This is a genomic window from Mesorhizobium sp. USDA 4413 (assembly GCF_056280365.1).
Genome location: NZ_JBVPRP010000001.1, coordinates 1369687 through 1386301, shown reverse-complemented (window position 1 = coordinate 1386301; position 16615 = coordinate 1369687). Strand labels below are relative to the sequence as shown.

16 protein-coding genes are annotated in these 16615 nt (G+C 63.7%); 11 read left to right on the top strand and 5 right to left on the bottom strand.

Translation table 11 applies throughout. From position 1 onward, the window contains the following. Positions 1 to 109: 109 nt before the first annotated feature. From dut to ACVMIM_RS06865, 5 genes are all read left to right on the top strand, one after another. The gene (gene dut / locus ACVMIM_RS06885; RefSeq protein ID WP_278047283.1) at positions 110 to 595 is read left to right on the top strand and encodes a dUTP diphosphatase; all 486 of its coding nucleotides are present in this window, start codon (positions 110 to 112) and stop codon (positions 593 to 595) included. After that, entirely contained in the window at positions 595 to 1254 is a 660-nt protein-coding gene (locus ACVMIM_RS06880; protein WP_476111333.1) for an HAD family hydrolase, read from the top strand. Before dut ends, ACVMIM_RS06880 begins: the two co-directional genes overlap by 1 nt. A 61-nt stretch (positions 1255 to 1315) precedes the next feature. Next, complete coding sequence (locus ACVMIM_RS06875; RefSeq protein WP_476111332.1) at positions 1316 to 1777, top strand: hypothetical protein; 462 nt, start codon at positions 1316 to 1318, stop codon at positions 1775 to 1777. Positions 1778 to 1817: 40 nt separating this feature from the next. After that, entirely contained in the window at positions 1818 to 2174 is a 357-nt protein-coding gene (locus tag ACVMIM_RS06870; protein ID WP_476111331.1) for a hypothetical protein, read from the top strand. A 79-nt stretch (positions 2175 to 2253) separates the two neighbouring features. Then, positions 2254 to 3060, top strand: coding sequence for an isocitrate lyase/PEP mutase family protein (locus tag ACVMIM_RS06865; protein ID WP_476111330.1), 807 nt, complete (start codon positions 2254 to 2256; stop codon positions 3058 to 3060). On the opposite strand, the gene ACVMIM_RS06860 is transcribed toward ACVMIM_RS06865, so the two are convergent. After that, on the bottom strand, positions 3057 to 3752 hold the full coding sequence (locus ACVMIM_RS06860; protein WP_476111329.1) for a sulfate transporter family protein: 696 nt from the start codon (positions 3750 to 3752) through the stop codon (positions 3057 to 3059). The genes ACVMIM_RS06865 and ACVMIM_RS06860 overlap by 4 nt on opposite strands. A gap of 129 nt (positions 3753 to 3881) precedes the next feature. Beyond that, positions 3882 to 4805, bottom strand: coding sequence for a DMT family transporter (locus ACVMIM_RS06855; protein ID WP_476111328.1), 924 nt, complete (start codon positions 4803 to 4805; stop codon positions 3882 to 3884). Between the two features lie 347 nt (positions 4806 to 5152). Between ACVMIM_RS06855 and ACVMIM_RS06850 the strand changes: the two genes are divergently transcribed. The 3 genes from ACVMIM_RS06850 to ACVMIM_RS06840 all read left to right on the top strand — a co-directional run bounded on the left by ACVMIM_RS06850 (position 5153) and on the right by ACVMIM_RS06840 (position 8689). Continuing rightward, positions 5153 to 6145, top strand: coding sequence for an adenosine kinase (locus tag ACVMIM_RS06850; RefSeq protein ID WP_476111327.1), 993 nt, complete (start codon positions 5153 to 5155; stop codon positions 6143 to 6145). 300 nt (positions 6146 to 6445) lie between these two features. Continuing rightward, on the top strand, positions 6446 to 7144 hold the full coding sequence (locus ACVMIM_RS06845) for an antitoxin Xre/MbcA/ParS-like domain-containing protein (protein ID WP_476111326.1): 699 nt from the start codon (positions 6446 to 6448) through the stop codon (positions 7142 to 7144). Between the two features lie 372 nt (positions 7145 to 7516). Beyond that, positions 7517 to 8689 carry a porin gene (locus tag ACVMIM_RS06840; RefSeq protein WP_476111325.1) on the top strand — a complete coding sequence of 391 codons (1173 nt, stop codon included), beginning with the start codon at positions 7517 to 7519 and terminating at the stop codon, positions 8687 to 8689. A 90-nt stretch (positions 8690 to 8779) separates the two neighbouring features. Here the strand turns inward: ACVMIM_RS06840 and ACVMIM_RS06835 are convergent, their stop codons facing one another. Next, positions 8780 to 11059 (bottom strand): NADP-dependent malic enzyme, encoded by a 2280-nt coding sequence (locus ACVMIM_RS06835; protein WP_476111324.1) that lies wholly within the window; start codon positions 11057 to 11059, stop codon positions 8780 to 8782. Positions 11060 to 11334: 275 nt separating this feature from the next. Here ACVMIM_RS06835 and mutS point away from each other — a divergent pair, with 275 nt between their 5' ends. The 3 genes from mutS to ACVMIM_RS06820 all read left to right on the top strand — a co-directional run bounded on the left by mutS (position 11335) and on the right by ACVMIM_RS06820 (position 15266). Continuing rightward, a complete protein-coding gene (mutS, locus tag ACVMIM_RS06830; protein ID WP_476111323.1) occupies positions 11335 to 14064 on the top strand; it encodes a DNA mismatch repair protein MutS in 2730 nt (909 codons plus the stop codon). Positions 14065 to 14141: 77 nt separating this feature from the next. Next, complete coding sequence (locus tag ACVMIM_RS06825; protein WP_476111322.1) at positions 14142 to 14606, top strand: nuclear transport factor 2 family protein; 465 nt, start codon at positions 14142 to 14144, stop codon at positions 14604 to 14606. Positions 14607 to 14696: 90 nt separating this feature from the next. After that, the gene (locus ACVMIM_RS06820; RefSeq protein ID WP_278047271.1) at positions 14697 to 15266 is read left to right on the top strand and encodes a TetR/AcrR family transcriptional regulator; all 570 of its coding nucleotides are present in this window, start codon (positions 14697 to 14699) and stop codon (positions 15264 to 15266) included. On the opposite strand, the gene ACVMIM_RS06815 is transcribed toward ACVMIM_RS06820, so the two are convergent. Beyond that, positions 15263 to 16108 (bottom strand): aldo/keto reductase, encoded by an 846-nt coding sequence (locus ACVMIM_RS06815; protein ID WP_476111321.1) that lies wholly within the window; start codon positions 16106 to 16108, stop codon positions 15263 to 15265. The genes ACVMIM_RS06820 and ACVMIM_RS06815 overlap by 4 nt on opposite strands. Positions 16109 to 16195: 87 nt before the next feature. Further along, a complete protein-coding gene (gene copM, locus ACVMIM_RS06810; protein WP_278047269.1) occupies positions 16196 to 16585 on the bottom strand; it encodes a CopM family metallochaperone in 390 nt (129 codons plus the stop codon). Between the last annotated feature and the right edge of the window lie 30 nt (positions 16586 to 16615).

Genomic DNA, 16615 nt, shown 5'->3' with positions numbered 1-16615 from the left:
GACCCGAATCTCAACACACTTCAGGTCATCGTGACGCCCCAAAGAAAGCCTTGGATAGCGTCACGGCCGAGTTGACCGAATCGGCATTCGCGCCGATAGGAGTGGGCTCATGCGCACGGCTGTCCATCCTTCCTCCGTCATCGGCCCCACCGTCGGTTTCGTCAGGCTTCCGCATGGCGAAGGCCTGCCTCTGCCGGCCTATGAGAGCGCGGGCGCCGCCGGCATGGATTTGCGCGCCGCGGTGCCGGAAGACCGGCCGTTGCTCATCCTGCCGGGGAAACGCGCGCTGGTGCCGACCGGGCTTGTGCTGGAAATCCCGGAAGGCATGGAAGGCCAGGTGCGGCCGCGCTCGGGCCTTGCCTTCAAGCATGGGCTCACCGTCCTCAACTCGCCCGGCACCGTCGACAGCGACTATCGCGGCGAGGTGAAAGTCCTGCTCGTCAACCTCGGCGACGAGGATTTCGCGGTGACGCGCGGCATGCGCATCGCCCAGATCGTCTTCGCTGCCCTGACCCAAATCACGGTCGAGGAGCGGGCGCTGGCGGGCGGCACGACACGAGGTACCGGCGGGTTCGGATCGACCGGCACCGCTTAATGCAAGTTCCGAAACTGGTCATCTTCGACTGCGACGGGGTTCTGGTCGACACAGAAAACCTTGCCAACAGACGTCTCGCCGAATGGCTCACAGCCGCCGGTTTCACGAGCACATTCGAATATTGCCGCAAGCATTTTTCCGGCCGCAGCATGGCCTCGGTGCAGAAAGAGGTCGAAGAGACGACCGAGATCAGGCTTGGCGCCGACTTCGTCGAGCGCTGGAACGCCGGTCTGCCGGATCTTTTTTCGCACGGCGTCGAGGCAATCCCCTATGTGAGCGACTTCATCGAGAAGGTCCGAGCCGCCGGCATTGCCTATTGCGTCGCCTCCTCGGCGCGGGTGTCGAAGATGCACATCACGCTCGGCCAGACCGGGCTCCTGCCGCTGTTCGAGCATGCGATGTTCTCGTCCACCATGGTTTCCCGCGGCAAGCCGTTTCCGGACCTCTTCCTGCATGCGGCAAGGACGATGGGCTTCGCGCCGGCCGACTGCATCGTCATCGAGGACAGCGTCGCGGGAACCGAGGCGGGCATCGCCGCCGGCATGCGGGTGTTCTCCTACCACGCCGATCCGCTCTCCAACCGTGACGGCCTGGCGGCGGCCGGCGGCATCCTGTTCGACGACATGCGCGAACTCGCGAGCCTCGTGCCGATCCGCTGAAAGCACCGGCTGCGTACCTTAAGCGTCCGTGCTATCGTGCTTTTTTCCGGGGGTGCTTGTAGTGATTTCCATTTTATCGAGACTCCTGCTCGCGTGCCTGCTGCTGCCCTGTGCCTGGTCCGCGGCGCAAGCCCAGGCCGTCAGCTTTCCGGAGCTGAACAGCGCCATTCCCGGTCATCAGGACGTCACCTATCTCGACCTCGCGAAAATGGTCGTACCCGATCTCGCCGCCGGGGATGACGGTTTTTACAAGGGAAGCGCGCCCATCGAGGTGCGCCACATCCTTGGCGGCGATCAAGGCGGCTCGCCGCCCGAGACCATCAGCCTGCCGAACGCGGCGGTGCTTGCGATCAAGGCCGGTGGCAAGGACCGGCTGACGATGCTTTTCGACCTTGGCCAGGCGCAAGACAGCGCCGAAGGGTTTGCGGTGCTGGCGCTTTACGATCTTTCGGGCGAGCCGAAGCTGCTCGATGCCGTCAATGTCGGAACCGACCAGAACAGCTATTTTTTTTCGCGATCCTAGCAAGATCGCAATCGGTCCGGATGACGATGCCCTCATCACCATGAGCATGCATTTCAATTCGAACCAGGGTTATGTCAGCACGATCCTTATCCTCGTTCGCGACGACCGCTTCGAGCCTATCGATCAGATCAATACGTTCGACGAGAATGTCTGCGCCTACAAACGCACACAGGACCTGTCGTTCCAGACGCCCGGCAGCGAAAGACCTTATGGGGCGATCAAGGCGACGGTGAGCGACGTCACCAAGCCGAGCGGTGAAAGCTGCGACGAGGCGGCGCCGAAGGCTGCTTCGAATGACGTTTCCGTCACCTATTACTGGGAGGAGGCAAGGTCGCGTTACGTGCCGGATTCCGACGCCTTCGAGAAATTGGCAGCAGAGAACGCCAAACGCTTCTGAGCCAGACGCATTCGTTTGCCCGGTTCGAGCGACCGCGATAGATTTCCCTCACAACCCCGATCACGATTGAGGATCCGCCATGGACAAGGGCAAGATTTTTCGCGATCTGCATTCCTCCACCTTCGTCATGCCCAATCCCTGGGACGTAGGCACGACAAAGCTTCTTGCTTCGTTCGGTTTCAAGGCACTGGCGACGACCAGCGCCGGCTTCGCCTTCTCGCGCGGCCTGCCGGACGGCGCCGTGACGTTCGAGGCCATGATCCATCATTGCCGCGAGGTGACGGCGGCGACCGACCTGCCGGTTTCGGCCGATCTAGAGCGCGGCAAGGGCGACAGTCCGGAACAGGCCGCCGAGACCATTTTCGCGGCCGAAGCCGCCGGCCTTGCCGGCTGCTCGATCGAGGACCACACCGGCGACCCCGCCAACCCCATCTACGATTTCTCGCTGGCGACCGAACGCGTCGCGGCCGCGGTCGAGGCTGCCCGGGCGCTCAAGCACGATTTCGTCTTCACCGCGCGAGCCGAAAACTTCCTGTGGGGCAAGACCGATCTCGACGACACGATCAAGCGGCTGCAGGCCTTCGAAAAGGCCGGTGCCGACGTGCTCTACGCTCCCGGCATCGGCGACGTCGAAATGGTGCGCACGATCTGCTCGTCGGTGAGCCGGCCGGTCAATGTGATGGCCCGACCCGGTTTCACCATCGCCGATCTTGCCACGGCCGGCGTCAAACGCATTTCGCTCGGACCATGGCTGACCAATTTCGCCTATGGCATGCTGGAGACGGCGGCGCGCGAAATCCAGCAGGACGGCACTTTCGGCTTCACCCGGGCGGCCATGCCGTTCGGCAAGCTGCAGGCACTGTTTCGCAGCGGCGACACCGATTAAACCGGCAGCCGCGCCGAAACCGCTTTGTGCAGATGGACCATCATTGCGGCCGCGAAAAGCGGCGTCAGAAGGTTGAGCAGCGGCACGGCCAGGAACAGGGCAATGACCAGCCCGGCCAGGAACACCGTGCCGGCATGTTTGCGGCGCAGCGCCTTGGCCTCTGTCTCGGGGCGGAAGCGCATGGCGGCGAACTCGAAGAACTCCCGGCCGAGCAGATAGCCGTTGACGATGAAGAAAGCGGCAATGTTGATGCCCGGCACCAGAAGCAAGAGCAGCGCGACGATGTTGCCGAGGACCACCACGCCGAAGAATTTGACCGCCAGCACAAGCGACTGCAGCGCCGGCACGGCGCGGCCGGGCGGGTCGTTGGGATAGTCGGTGCGCTCGACCACTTCGGCAATATCGTCGAGGAACAGACCGGCGACGATCGCCGTCACCGGCGCGATGAGCAAGGCCAATCCCACAGCCAGAACGATACCGGCAATGATGCCGCCCAGCCATCCGGCCCAGGACGGCAGACCAGGCAGCAGCGTTTGCAGCCATGGCCAGGCCAGCCATTCGAGCAGGCTCTCCAGACCGAGCCAAAGCGCCAGCAGAGCGAGCAGCGTCAGCCCCAGCGTCTTCAGGAAGACGGCGCGGAATTCAGGCGAGAACAGGCGGCTGGCGGCGGCGCGGGCAGCGTCTAGGATCACGGCAGGTCCAAGCCCTTATCGAGAAACCACGTCCCCGAGATAGGCGGGCTTCTTCCCAGACGCAACCAAGCGCGTCGCGTCGACGCGCTTGGCTTTGCCTCGATGCATGTCGGTTATCCCAAAACCGCGTCACACGCGGGGCGACATGCATTTTCGCGCAAGCTTGACCTGCCGTGCCGGAATGGTCATCGCCGCGACGCCGGCGACGACGAAGGCCATGCCGGCCCAGGCCGTGGCCCCGAGGCTTTCGCCGAGGAAGACGGCGCCGATACCGACGCCGATCGGCACTCGCAGATAGGCCTGCGAGGTGGTGCCGACCGATCCCAGCGTGTGGATCAGGCGAAAATAGATGACGAAGGCCAGCGCCGTCGAGAAGACCGACAGGCCGAGCAGGGCCAGGATCGATGCGTCCGACGGCGCAAGCGTCCAGGGCCGGTCGACGATCAGGCTGAGCGGCACAAGCATCACCGCGCCGCAAAGCATCGAACCCGCGGCGGGTATCATCGGATCGAGGCCCTTGAAGCCGCGGCCGAAGATCGCCGCTCCCGCATAGGAGACCGTCGCGATGACGATCGCAAGCTGCGCCCACAATTGATGGCCAAGCCCGCCAAGTGCCTGCGTGCCGACGATGAGGCAGATGCCGACGATGCCGGCGCCGACGCCGACGAGCTTGCGCGTCGTGACCGGCTCATGGCGCGTGATCAATGCCGTCAGCAAGAAGGTAAAGATCGGCGACGTCGAATTGAGGATGGTGGCAAGGCCGGCATCGACCGAGCGCTCGGCGGCGGCGATCAGCGTGAACGGCACGACGCTGTTGAGACAGGCCTGGAAGGTGAACCGACGCCATGTCGCCGCATCCCCAGGCATGGCAAGGCCGCGCCAGCGGATGACAGCGAGGAGAATAGCCCCGGCGATCAGCGTCCGGGCCGCGATGAAGGTCACCGGCGGGATCGTCTCGACGCCGATCTTGATGAAGGTATAGGAAGCGCCCCATAGCACCGCCAGGACGCCGAGCAGCGCGAGGTCGGTGGACATTTCGGTCTTTTCGGACATTTCTGCCTTCCGTTGCGGGGAACGCTCCGCTTTGCTTTTTGCGCAATTCCGGACGGAAGGCGACGGCGGGTCGCCGAACCTAACCGCCACGCATTTTTTCTGGAATTGCTTCTAGCCCATGGCGGCGCGGAAATGTTTCGATCGCCGCGAAACCATAGCGGGGAAAGCTACAGTCGATATAGGCCAGTTCGATGCGAACGCTGCCGCAGCCGGCGAACGATCGGCGCCGAGGTCGGCGTTACGGAAGGCGATGACGATTTTCAGGGTAGGCAAAGCAGCGCCAAGTCGCTAGACCCGCGCCCGGCCGGCATGCCAGATAGCCGGGGCAGTCCTTGGCGGAGATTTTGATGTCGGAATATGACGTGCTTTGCATCGGCAATGCCATTGTCGACATCATCGCGCAGTGCGACGAAGCCTTTCTCGAGACCAACGGCATCATCAAGGGGGCGATGAACCTCATCGACGCCAGGCGCGCCGAATTGCTTTACAGCCGCATGGGGCCGGCGATCGAGGCTTCCGGCGGCAGCGCCGGCAACACGGCGGCCGGCGTCGCCAGTCTCGGCGGGCGGGCAGCCTTCTTCGGCAAGGTGTCGAACGACGCGCTGGGCGACATCTACACCCATGACATTCACGCCCAGGGCGTTGCGTTCGACACCAAGCCGCTCGCGGGCGAACCGCCGACCGCGCGCTCGATGATCTTTGTCACTCCCGATGGCGAGCGTTCGATGAACACCTATCTCGGCGCCTGCGTCGAACTTGGCCCCGAGGATGTCGAGGCCGACAAGGCCGCCGGCGCCAAGGTGACCTATTTCGAAGGCTATCTGTGGGATCCGCCGCGCGCCAAGGAAGCGATCCGGCAGACCGCCAGGCTCGCGCATGCGGCAGGCCGCGAGGTTTCGATGACGCTGTCGGATTCCTTCTGCGTCGACCGCTACCGCGACGAGTTCCTCGAGCTGATGCGGTCGGGCACCGTCGACATCGTCTTTGCCAACAGTCACGAGATCAAATCGCTCTACCAGACCGCCTCTTTCGAGGAGGCGCTCGCCGCCATCCGCAAGGATTGCAAAATAGCCGCCGTCACCCGTTCCGAAAAAGGATCGGTTATCGTGCGCGGCGACGAAACCGTCACCATCGAGGCGACGAGGATCAAGGAACTCGTCGACACGACCGGCGCCGGCGACCTTTATGCCGCCGGCTTCCTCTACGGCTATACGAGCGGGCGCAGCCTCAAGGATTGCGGCGATCTCGGTTCGCTGGCCGCCGGGCTGGTGATCCAGCAGATCGGCCCGCGTCCGCGCCAGAACCTGCGCCGCGAGGCCGAGCAGGTCGGGCTGCTTTAGAATTACCGAGCAGGCAACGACGATTCTGGCTTCGGAATCCCGCGGAAAGACGTGCCGTTGCGTCACCATCAACAGCCTTTCAACAAAGCCGGCTGTCGCGGACCTGTCACGTTCGGCTTCTAGAACGCAAAATGAGGCGTTCCGTGACTGACATTTCGGCGCGCCCAATCAGGGGTGTAAAGATGCAAGCCAGCAAGCAGCCGGGCCGCGGTGCCTGTTGTCGTCGCGATTTTTGCTTTCCGCTATAGATTTTCAGCAACCGCCAGCGCTTGGGAGGAGCGCGGGCCACAAGATAGATGCATGACCAGATTCCAGAGCCCGTCTGAAGGGATTTCACAAGAGGCCTTGGCAGGCCTGGTGGCCGAAGCCGTGCAACAGGCGCTGATGCAGCATGGTGTCCTGCTGGACGCCGAGGTGCTGGTGTCGGCCAGCAAGGTCGCCGGCCATATGGCTGCGGCCCTTCCCTTCCTGCCACAAGGACAGCGCCTCGCGGTCGGCTCCTTCAAGGGCGAGTGGAGCGGCCTTGCTTCCGATTTTTTCCGCATGATGGCAGAGAGGATCGCGAGCGGCGGCTCGTCCATATCCGTCCCCGCCTTTGAGCGCGTGTTGCCAAAGCCGGAAACGGGAAGGACGATCACCGAGCGAGCCGCGGAACTCCAGTCGATGCTGATCGAGGATTGGGCCGGCGAGGTCGCCGGCTCGACCTATCTGGAAGAGAAGCTCCGCATCCCGCGCTCCACGCTGCATCGCTGGCAAAGACGCGGCGAGGTGGTTGCCCTGCGCAAGGGCGGCCGCAAGCATGTCTTCCCCTTGGCCCAATTCATCGACGGCAGGCCGGTTCCGGGCATCAGCGGCGTGCTCTCGGCGATCGCCAATCCAAGGCTTGCGTGGTTCTGGCTGAGCCGGCCCTCGCCCGAGCTCTACGGCCGCATCCCCATCGAGATGTTGCGGGAAGACATAGTCGAGGACGTGGTCCGCGCCGCCCGGATGCTGCCCTGAACCGAGTCTCCGGGAGTCATTTTTCGCGTTGTTCGGATCTAAGCTTAGCCGGCGAACGTGTTGTCATAAATCTGTAATATTGGCACATTTGGCACGTTTTCATGCAGCTCTGCACGTTTCTATTGTATAGATTGTGCAATATGTGCCGTTTTTACAAATATATGACGTGATATTTGGGCAACAAGACCTTTCTAAGAGTCAGAAAGCCGCCTTTCAGACACAATCTCTGTTGTACGTGACGGCCGATTAAGCCATGTCCAAGGCGAAGAAGCGGCGCCGGTGCGCGTACTTTTTCAACGATGGGGACGGGGGTGGCAAAAGCCGAACGGCATGTCAGGCCTGTCTTGAACCTTTGACTGGAGATTCAAGAAAATGAACATCAAGAGCCTTCTTCTCGGCTCCGCTGCGGCTCTGATCGCAGTTTCGGGCGCCCGCGCCGCCGACGCGGTCACCGTCGCCGAGCCGGAACCGGCCGAATACGTCAAGATCTGCGACGTCTACGGCGCCGGCTACTTCTACATTCCCGGCACCGAGACCTGCCTCCGCATCGGCGGTTATATCCGCTATGACGCTGGCTTCGGCGACGTCGGCACATTCGACGGCGCCAAGGACATCGATCGACAAGACGGCGGCGATAACAAGACCTGGAGGAAAAACACCCGTTTCAACCTGAAGACCTGGACCGGCCAGGAGACCGAACTCGGCACATTGAAGACCTACACCGAGACCCGCTTCAACTTCGGCAATGGCGCCGGCGTGAATGGGGCTGGTGACGCCGTCGACAATCCGGCCGTCAACAAGTCTGTTACGCTGAACTTCGCTTGGATCCAGCTCGGCGGCCTGCGTGTCGGTAAAGATGAGACGCCTTACGATCAGTTCATCGGTTACGCCGGTAACGTCGTGCAGGATACGATCATCCCCTACGGCATCAAGGACACCAATGTCGTCAGCTACTATTTCGACGCCGGCAGCGGGTTCTCGGGCGTGATCTCGCTCGAAGAAGGCTCCGACACCACCGGCGCAACCGCAATTCATGGCACCATTGACAGCTACGTTCCCAACGTCGTCGGTGGCTTGAAGTATAAGGGCGACTGGGGCGCGATCACCGGGGTCGTCGCTTATGACAGCTCCTATGAGGAAGTTGCAGGCAAGGTTCGCCTCGACGTGAACGTCACCAAGGAACTGTCGTTGTTCGTCATGGGCGGCTACGGCACCGATGACAACTTCAACGATGCCAGTTTGGCTCTCCCCGCGCATGGCCGCGGCTTCTATAAGCCTTGGGGCGGCAACTGGGCGGTCTGGGGTGGCGGCACCTACAAGTTCAACGAAAAGACCGCGTTCAACCTCCAGGTTTCGGCTGATGACGACAAGAACGCCGCCGTTGCTGCAAACGTAGCTTATACGATCGTTCCTGGCTTCACGATCACGACCGAAGTCGACTATGTTCACGACGGCAAGTTCGGCGACGTCGATGATTTCAACTGGACCAGGGCCGACAAGAAGAATAGCTGGGGTGGCATCGTGCGCTTCCAGCGCAACTTCTAATCGAAGCTGCCGATCAAGCAGAAGGCCCGCGGCGATGCCGCGGGCCTTTTGCATTGGTTCAAGTGAAGAAACCGGCGCACCGCACGTGCGTCAATTCCCAGCAGTGTAGGCCGCGATGGCCGCCATGTTGACGATATCCGAGTCCTTGGCGTTGAGCGAGACGATCTGGACCGGCTTGTTGAGGCCGACGAGCAGCGGGCCGATGACGGTCGAGCCGCCGAGCTCCTGCAGCATCTTGGTCGAGATCGAAGCCGAGTGAAATGCCGGCATGATCAGCACATTGGCGGGGCCGGTGAGCCGGATGAACGGATACTGCGCCATGGCACGCGGGTTCAGCGCCACGTCGGCCGCCATCTCGCCGTCATACTCGAAGTCGACACGGCGCTTGTCGAGGATGCGCACCGCCTCCTGCACGCGCTCCGAGCGCTCGCCCTGCGGATGGCCAAAGGTGGAATAGGCCAGCATGGCGAGCCTCGGCTCATAACCCATGCGGCGGGCGAAACCGGCCGCCTCCTCGGCAATGTCGGCGATCTGCTCGGCATTAGGCATGTCGTGCACGGCAGTGTCGGCGACCAGAACCGTCCTGCCGCGCGCGAGCACGATCGACACGCCGATGACGCGGTGGCCGGGCTTGGCGTCAATGATGCGGCGCACGTCGTCGAGCGCCGTCGAATAGTTGCGGGTCACACCCGTGACGATGCCTTCGGCATCGCCCAGCGCCACCATGCAGGCGGCGAAGTGGTTGCGGTCGTTGTTGATCAGGCGCTGACAGTCGCGGAACAGAAAACCCTTCCGCTGCATGCGCTCGTAGAGATAGTCGGTGTAGATGCCGTTGCGGCGCGACAGCCTGGCATTGATGATCTCGAGGCCCGGCTTGTTTAGGTCGATGCCGGCATTCCTGGCATTGTCCTTGATGACGTCGTCGCGGCCGAGCAGGATCGCCGTGCCGAGTTTCTGGTTCACATAGGAAACGGCGGCGCGCATCACCTGCTCCTCCTCGCCCTCGGCGAAGACGATGCGCTTGGGCTGGCGGCGCACGCGGTCGTAGATGCGCTGCAAGGTGGAAGCGATCGGGTCGCGGCGGGCGGACAGTTCCTGCGCGTAGCGGTCGAGGTCGAGGATCGGCTTGCGGGCAACGCCGGATTCCATCGCGGCCTTCGCCACCGCCAGCGGGATCGCCGAGATGAGGCGCGGATCGAACGGCACCGGGATGATGTAGTTGGGGCCGAATTTCGGCCGGTTGCCCTGATAGGCGGCGGCGACATCGTCCGGCACGTCCTGACGCGCCAGCTCGGCCAGCGCGCGTGCGGCGGCGATCTTCATCTCGTCATTGATGGTGGTGGCGCGCACATCCAGCGCGCCCCGGAAGATATAGGGGAAGCCGAGCACATTGTTGACCTGGTTCGGATAGTCCGAACGGCCGGTGGCCATGATGGCGTCGGTGCGGATCTCGGCCACTTCCTCCGGCGTGATCTCCGGATCGGGATTGGCCATGGCGAAGATGATCGGATTCTTCGCCATGGATTGCACCATGGCGGGAGTGAGCATGCCCTTGGCGGACAGGCCGAGGAAGACGTCGGCGCCATCCAGCGCTTCGGCGAGACTGCGCAAATCGGTCTTGACCGCATGTGCCGACTTCCACTGGTTCATGCCTTCGGTGCGGCCCTGGAAGACCACGCCCTTGGTGTCGCACAGGATGACGTTTTCGGGCGGGAAGCCCATCGCCTTCATCAGCTCGATGCAAGCGATGCCTGCTGCGCCGGCGCCGTTGCAAACCATCTTCGTGGTCTTCATGTCGCGGCCGGTGATCTCCAGCGCGTTGATCAGCCCGGCGGCCGAGATGATCGCTGTGCCGTGCTGGTCGTCATGGAAGACGGGAATGTCCATCAGCTCGCGCAGCCGCTGCTCGATGATGAAGCACTCCGGCGCCTTGATGTCCTCGAGATTGATGCCACCGAAGGAAGGCCCAAGGAAGCGCACGCAATTGATGAACTCGTCGGCGTCTTCGGTCGCCACTTCGAGGTCGATGGAATCGACATCGGCGAAGCGCTTGAACAGCACCGCCTTGCCCTCCATCACCGGCTTGGAGGCCAGCGCGCCGAGATTGCCGAGACCGAGAATGGCGGTGCCGTTGGAGATAACGGCGACCATGTTGCCGCGCGTCGTGTAGTCGAAAGCACGGCTCGGATCCTCGGCGATGGCGCGCACAGGAACGGCGACGCCGGGCGAATAGGCGAGGCTCAGATCACGTTGCGTCGCCATCGGCTTGGTGGCGACGATCTCCAGCTTGCCGGGCCGTCCCATGGCGTGGAATTCCAGCGCCTCCTCGGGACTGACGGAGGGGCCGCTGCTCTCGGTTTTCCTGGCCATGATGCTTTTGGTTTCCTCACCTGTGCGGCACCGCTTGGGACGGGTGCTTTCCTTTGGAATTCCAGGACTAAGGCCACAGGCGACGGCTGTAAACCGGCAAGCGCGGCAAAGCCGCTTCAACATGGACAGTGCCGTCAGGGACAATGATCCGCCGTCCTGGACCGGGCAATCTCGCGGGCGTGCTCGCGCACAGTTGCCAGCTTTCCCCTGCTTTTCGCACCATCCGCATTAAACCGGGCTGCCACTTCTGCTAGCGTCCGTGCATGAACATGCACATGCCGACAGACAACGACGCCCGGGAGACGACGACCCCTGCGCCGGCCACCGGCGGCGTCACGCCGATGATGGAGCAATATATCGAGATCAAGGCGGCGAATCCGGATTCGCTGCTCTTCTACCGCATGGGCGATTTCTACGAGCTGTTCTTCGACGATGCGGAGAAGGCGAGCCAGGCGCTCGGCATCGTTCTGACCAGGCGCGGCAAGCATCAGGGCCACGACATCCCGATGTGCGGCGTGCCGGTTCACGCCGCGGACGATTATCTGCAGAAGCTGATCGCGCAAGGCTTCCGCGTCGCTGTTTGCGAGCAGATCGAGGATCCGGCCGAAGCCAAGAAACGCGGCTCAAAATCGGTGGTGCGTCGCGACGTGGTGCGGCTGGTCACGCCCGGCACCATCACCGAGGACAAGCTGCTCGCGCCCTCGGAATCGAGCTTCCTGATGGCGCTCGGCCGCGTGAAGGGCGGCGGCGCGGCGACCAGCCAGGCCGGCTTTGCGCTGGCCTGGATCGACATTTCGACCGGCGCCTTCCGCGTCGCCGAAACGAGCGCCGAGCGGCTGCTTGCCGATATCTTCCGCGTCGACCCGCGGGAGCTGATCGTCGCCGAGCCGGTTTTCCACGACCCGGAGTTGCGGCCGGTCTTCGACGTTCTCGGCCGCGTCGCCAATCCGCAGCCGCCGTCGCTGTTCGATTCGGCTTCCGCCACGGGACGCATCGCGCGCTTCTTCGAGGTCGCGACGCCGGACAGTTTCGGTACCTTCTCGCGCGCCGAGCTGTCGGCGATCTCGGGCGCCATCGCCTATGTCGAAAAGACACAGAAGGCGGAGCGGCCGCCGCTGTCGCGGCCGGAGCGCGAGGAGCAGGGCTCGACCCTTTTCATCGATCCGGCGACGCGCGCCAATCTGGAACTGCTGCGCACGCTCTCCGGCAGCCGCGACGGCTCGCTGTTCAAGGCGATCGACCGCACGGTGACGGGCGGCGGCGCGCGCTTGCTCGCCGACCGGCTGATGGCGCCGCTGGCCGATCCGGCGGCAATCGCGGCGCGACTGGATTCGGTCTCCTTCTTCCGCTCCGAGACGCGGCTCTGCCAGGGTCTGCGGGCGAGCCTCAAAAACGTCGCCGACATGCCGCGCGCGCTGTCCAGGCTGGCGCTCAACCGCGGCGGCCCGCGCGATCTTGGGGCGCTGCGCGCCGGCTTCGAGGCGGCGGGCGCCATCGCCCAATTGTTCGCGGCGGCCAACCTGCCCGCCGAACTCTCCGCGGCACTGGCCGCAATCAACGCCTTGCCCGAGGCGCTTGCCCGTCACCTCAGCGAGGCGCTGGACGACGAGCTGCCGCTGATCAAGCGCGACGGCGGCTTCGTGCGCACCGGCTATCATGCCGAGCTCGACGAGATGCGGGCGCTGCGCGACGAATCGCGAAAAGTGATCGCCGGGCTGGAGCGCTCGCTGATCGAGGAGACCGGCATCCGCTCACTGAAGATCCGGCACAACAATGTGCTCGGCTATTACATCGAGGTCACCGCCAACCACCACTCGATCATGACCGGAAGCGACGCCGCCAAGGCGCGCTTCATCCATCGCCAGACCATGGCCAACGCCATGCGCTTCACCACGACGGAGCTGGCGGAACTGGAATCGAAGATCGCCAATGCCGCCGACCGGGCGCTCAGCATCGAGCTCGCCGCCTTCGACCGGCTGACGGCGGAAGTGGTGGGCGAGGCCGAACGGATCCGCGCCGGTGCCGACGCGCTTGCGGTGCTGGATGTGTCAGCAGCATTGGCGCTCTTGTCCGAAAGCGAGGGCTGGTGCCGGCCGCTGGTGGATTCGAGCCTCGCCTTCGACATTGCCGGCGGGCGCCACCCGATGGTCGAACAGGCGCTCAGGCGTTCCGGCGAAGGGCCGTTCGTCGCCAATGATTGCGACTTGTCGCCGGAAGACGGCACCAAGGCCGGCGCGATCTGGCTGCTCACCGGCCCCAACATGGGCGGTAAGTCGACCTTCCTCAGGCAAAACGCGCTGATCGCCATCCTTGCCCAGACCGGCTCCTTCGTGCCGGCTAAAAGCGCTCACATCGGGGTCGTCGACCGGCTGTTCTCGCGCGTGGGCGCCTCGGACGACCTGGCGCGGGGACGCTCGACCTTCATGGTCGAGATGGTCGAGACGGCGGCGATCCTCAACCAGGCGGGCGAGCGGGCGCTGGTCATCCTCGACGAGATCGGCCGCGGCACGGCAACTTTCGATGGCCTGTCGATCGCTTGGGCGGCGGTGGAGTACCTGCACGAGAAGAACCGCTGCCGGGCGATCTTCGCCACGCATTTCCACGAGATGACGGCGCTGGCGGGCAAGCTCCCCCGGCTCCACAACGTCACCATGCGGGTCAAGGAATGGGAAGGCGACGTCGTCTTCCTGCACGAGGTCGGCAAGGGTGCGGCCGACCGGTCCTACGGCGTGCAAGTGGCGCGGCTCGCCGGCCTGCCCGAAGCCGTCGTCGCCCGCGCCAAGGAGGTGCTGCATCAGCTTGAGGAAGGCGAGGTTTCGGGCAAGACCAACCGGCTGGTCGATGATTTGCCGCTGTTTTCGGTGGCGGTAAAGCGCGAAACGCCAAAGCCGGTCAAGAGCGACGCGCTTGGAGAAGCGCTTGGCGCGATCAATCCCGACGAGATGACGCCGCGCGAGGCGCTGGAAGCGCTGTACAGGCTGAAGGGGTTGGCGACTAAGCAGTAGCATCGGACCTGCCATTGACTCATTGTACCAGTCGGTACAATGTCGGTTATCGATAACCGAAGCCGACAGGAGATCTCATGAGCCGTCCGCCATTGCCGCCCTTCACGGCCGAAACGGCAGCGCAAAAGGCGCGCCTTGCAGAGGATGCCTGGAACAGCCGCGACCCGGAGCGGGTTTCGCTTGCCTATACCGAGGACAGCATCTGGCGGAACCGGGCTGAATTCATCTCAGGCCGCGGCGAGATCGTCGGCTTCCTCAAGCGCAAATGGGCGCGCGAGCTGGACTATCGCCTGATCAAGGAGGTGTGGACCTGGAACGACAACCGCATCGCGGTGCGCTTTGCCTATGAATGGCGCGACGACAGCGGCCATTGGTTCCGCTCCTACGGCAACGAGAACTGGGAGTTCGACGACGCTGGACTGATGCGCCGGCGCGTGGCGAGCATCAACGACCTGCCGATCGCCGAGAGCGAGCGCAAATATCGTTGGCCGCTCGGCCGCCGGCCGGATGATCATCCCGGTCTTTCGGAGCTCGGGCTCTAAAGCATGATCCCGAAAAGTGTGAAGCGGTTTTTTGCTTCGCTGACCTTCGGTTCGGAAAAGATCATGATTAAACAAGAAGGCTGAGCCAGCATGCGACGGATCGCTCCGGATCGCGACCGGTTGCTGGGGATCGTTGCCGAGGTTTTCCGCGAGCATGGCTATGAGGGTGCCAGCTTGTCCCTGATCGGCGAGGCGACGGGGCTCGGCAAGGGAAGCCTCTACCATTTCTTTCCCGGCGGCAAGGAAGAGATGGCGGGAGCCGTTATTGCCCACATCAACGGCTGGTTCGAGGATAATGTCTTCGCACCGTTGCGCGACAGCGCCGATCCGTTGGCCGGGATCGAGCAGATGCTCGCGGCGACAGACAGCTATTTCCGCTCGGGACGGCGCGTTTGCCTCATCGGCGCCTTCGCGCTGGACGAATCGCGCGACCTTTTCGCCGACCAGATCAGAAGCTATTTCGGCCGCTGGGTCACGCATCTCGCCGATACGCTGGAGCGATCCGGACATCCACCGGGCGAAGCCAGCGCGCTCGCCGAGGAGGCCGTCGCCGCCATACAGGGCGCACTCACGCTTGCCCGCGCCGCCAATGATACCGATCTGTTTTCCCGCGCCTTGCGAAGGATCCGCAAGCGGCTGGGCGTGCCGGTAAGCGGCTAGATCATTTCCAATCCGCGCTTGCGTGTCGGCGGCGGGAAGGCGCGGTCGAGATCGGCGAAATCTTCCGCCGTCAGAGCGATGTCGAGCGCGGCGGCGTTCTGGCGGACGTGCTCCTGGCGGCCGGCTTTGGGAATGGCGATGACGCCCGGCTGCGCCATCGCCCAGGCGAGCGCGACCTGCGCGGCCGTGGCGCTGTGGCGAGCAGCGACGGCCTCCAGCCGGGCATTGCGCGCCAGCGCGCCCTGCTCCACCGGCGAATAGGCCATCAGTGGTATGCCGCGCTCCGCGCACCACGGGGCCAGATCGAATTCGGGGCCGCGCCGGGAAAGGTTGTAGAGCACCTGATTGGTCTGGACATTGCCGCCGGACGGCAGACCGACAAGGTCCTCCATCTCATCGGTGTCGAAATTGCTGACGCCCCAGTGGCGGACCTTGCCTTCGGCCTTCAGGGCCTCGAAGGCTTCAACGGTTTCGGACAGCGGCACGCTGCCCGGCCAGTGCAGCAGATAGAGATCGATGCGGTCGGTGGCGAGCCGCTTCAGGCTGGCCTCACAGGCGCGTTTCACGCCGGCGCGCGAGGCGTTGGAGGGCAGCACCTTGGAGACCAGGAAGGTCTCGTCGCGCCGCCCGGCTACGGCTTCCGCCACAACTTCCTCGGCGCCCCCGCCGGCATACATTTCGGCGGTGTCGATCAGGGTGATGCCAAGATCGAGCCCGAGCTTCAGCGCCGCGACCTCATCGGCGCGGCGGCGCCGGTCCTCGCCCATCTTCCAGGTGCCTTGGCCCAGCACCGGAACGGCTTCGCCGGATGGCAGCTTCAGAGTTCTGATCGACGAGGGCATGGCTTTCTCCGCGTGAGGACGGATCGCAGCACAGCCGTGGCCGGAAATCCAGACTGAAGCTCGTGCTGCCCGGATTTCCTGGAATGGCTAGTTCGCCGGGTGCTTGGCGAGCCAGTCCTGCATCTGCTTGATCTCGGCCTCCTGGGCCGTGACCACGCCTTCGGCGAGCTTGCGGATTTCGGGGTCCTTGCCGTTGGCGATCACCACCTTGGCCATGTCGATGGCGCCCTGATGATGCGGGATCATGCCGCGGACGAAGTCGACATCGGCATTGCCGGTGTATTTGATCGCCATGTCCTTGTGCATCTTCTTCATCGCCGCCTCATAGCCCGTAGTGGCCGGGCTCTGGGCGCCCATCGCCATCTTGGACATGTCGTGCTTCATCTCCTCGGACGAGGCCGGCACGCTTTCGAGGAAGACGGCAAGCAGCATTCCGGCCGCCATCAAAAGCAGCACGATTTTCTTGGCCAGGGTCATTCAGGTCTCCTTGTGATTGAGGTTCGTATC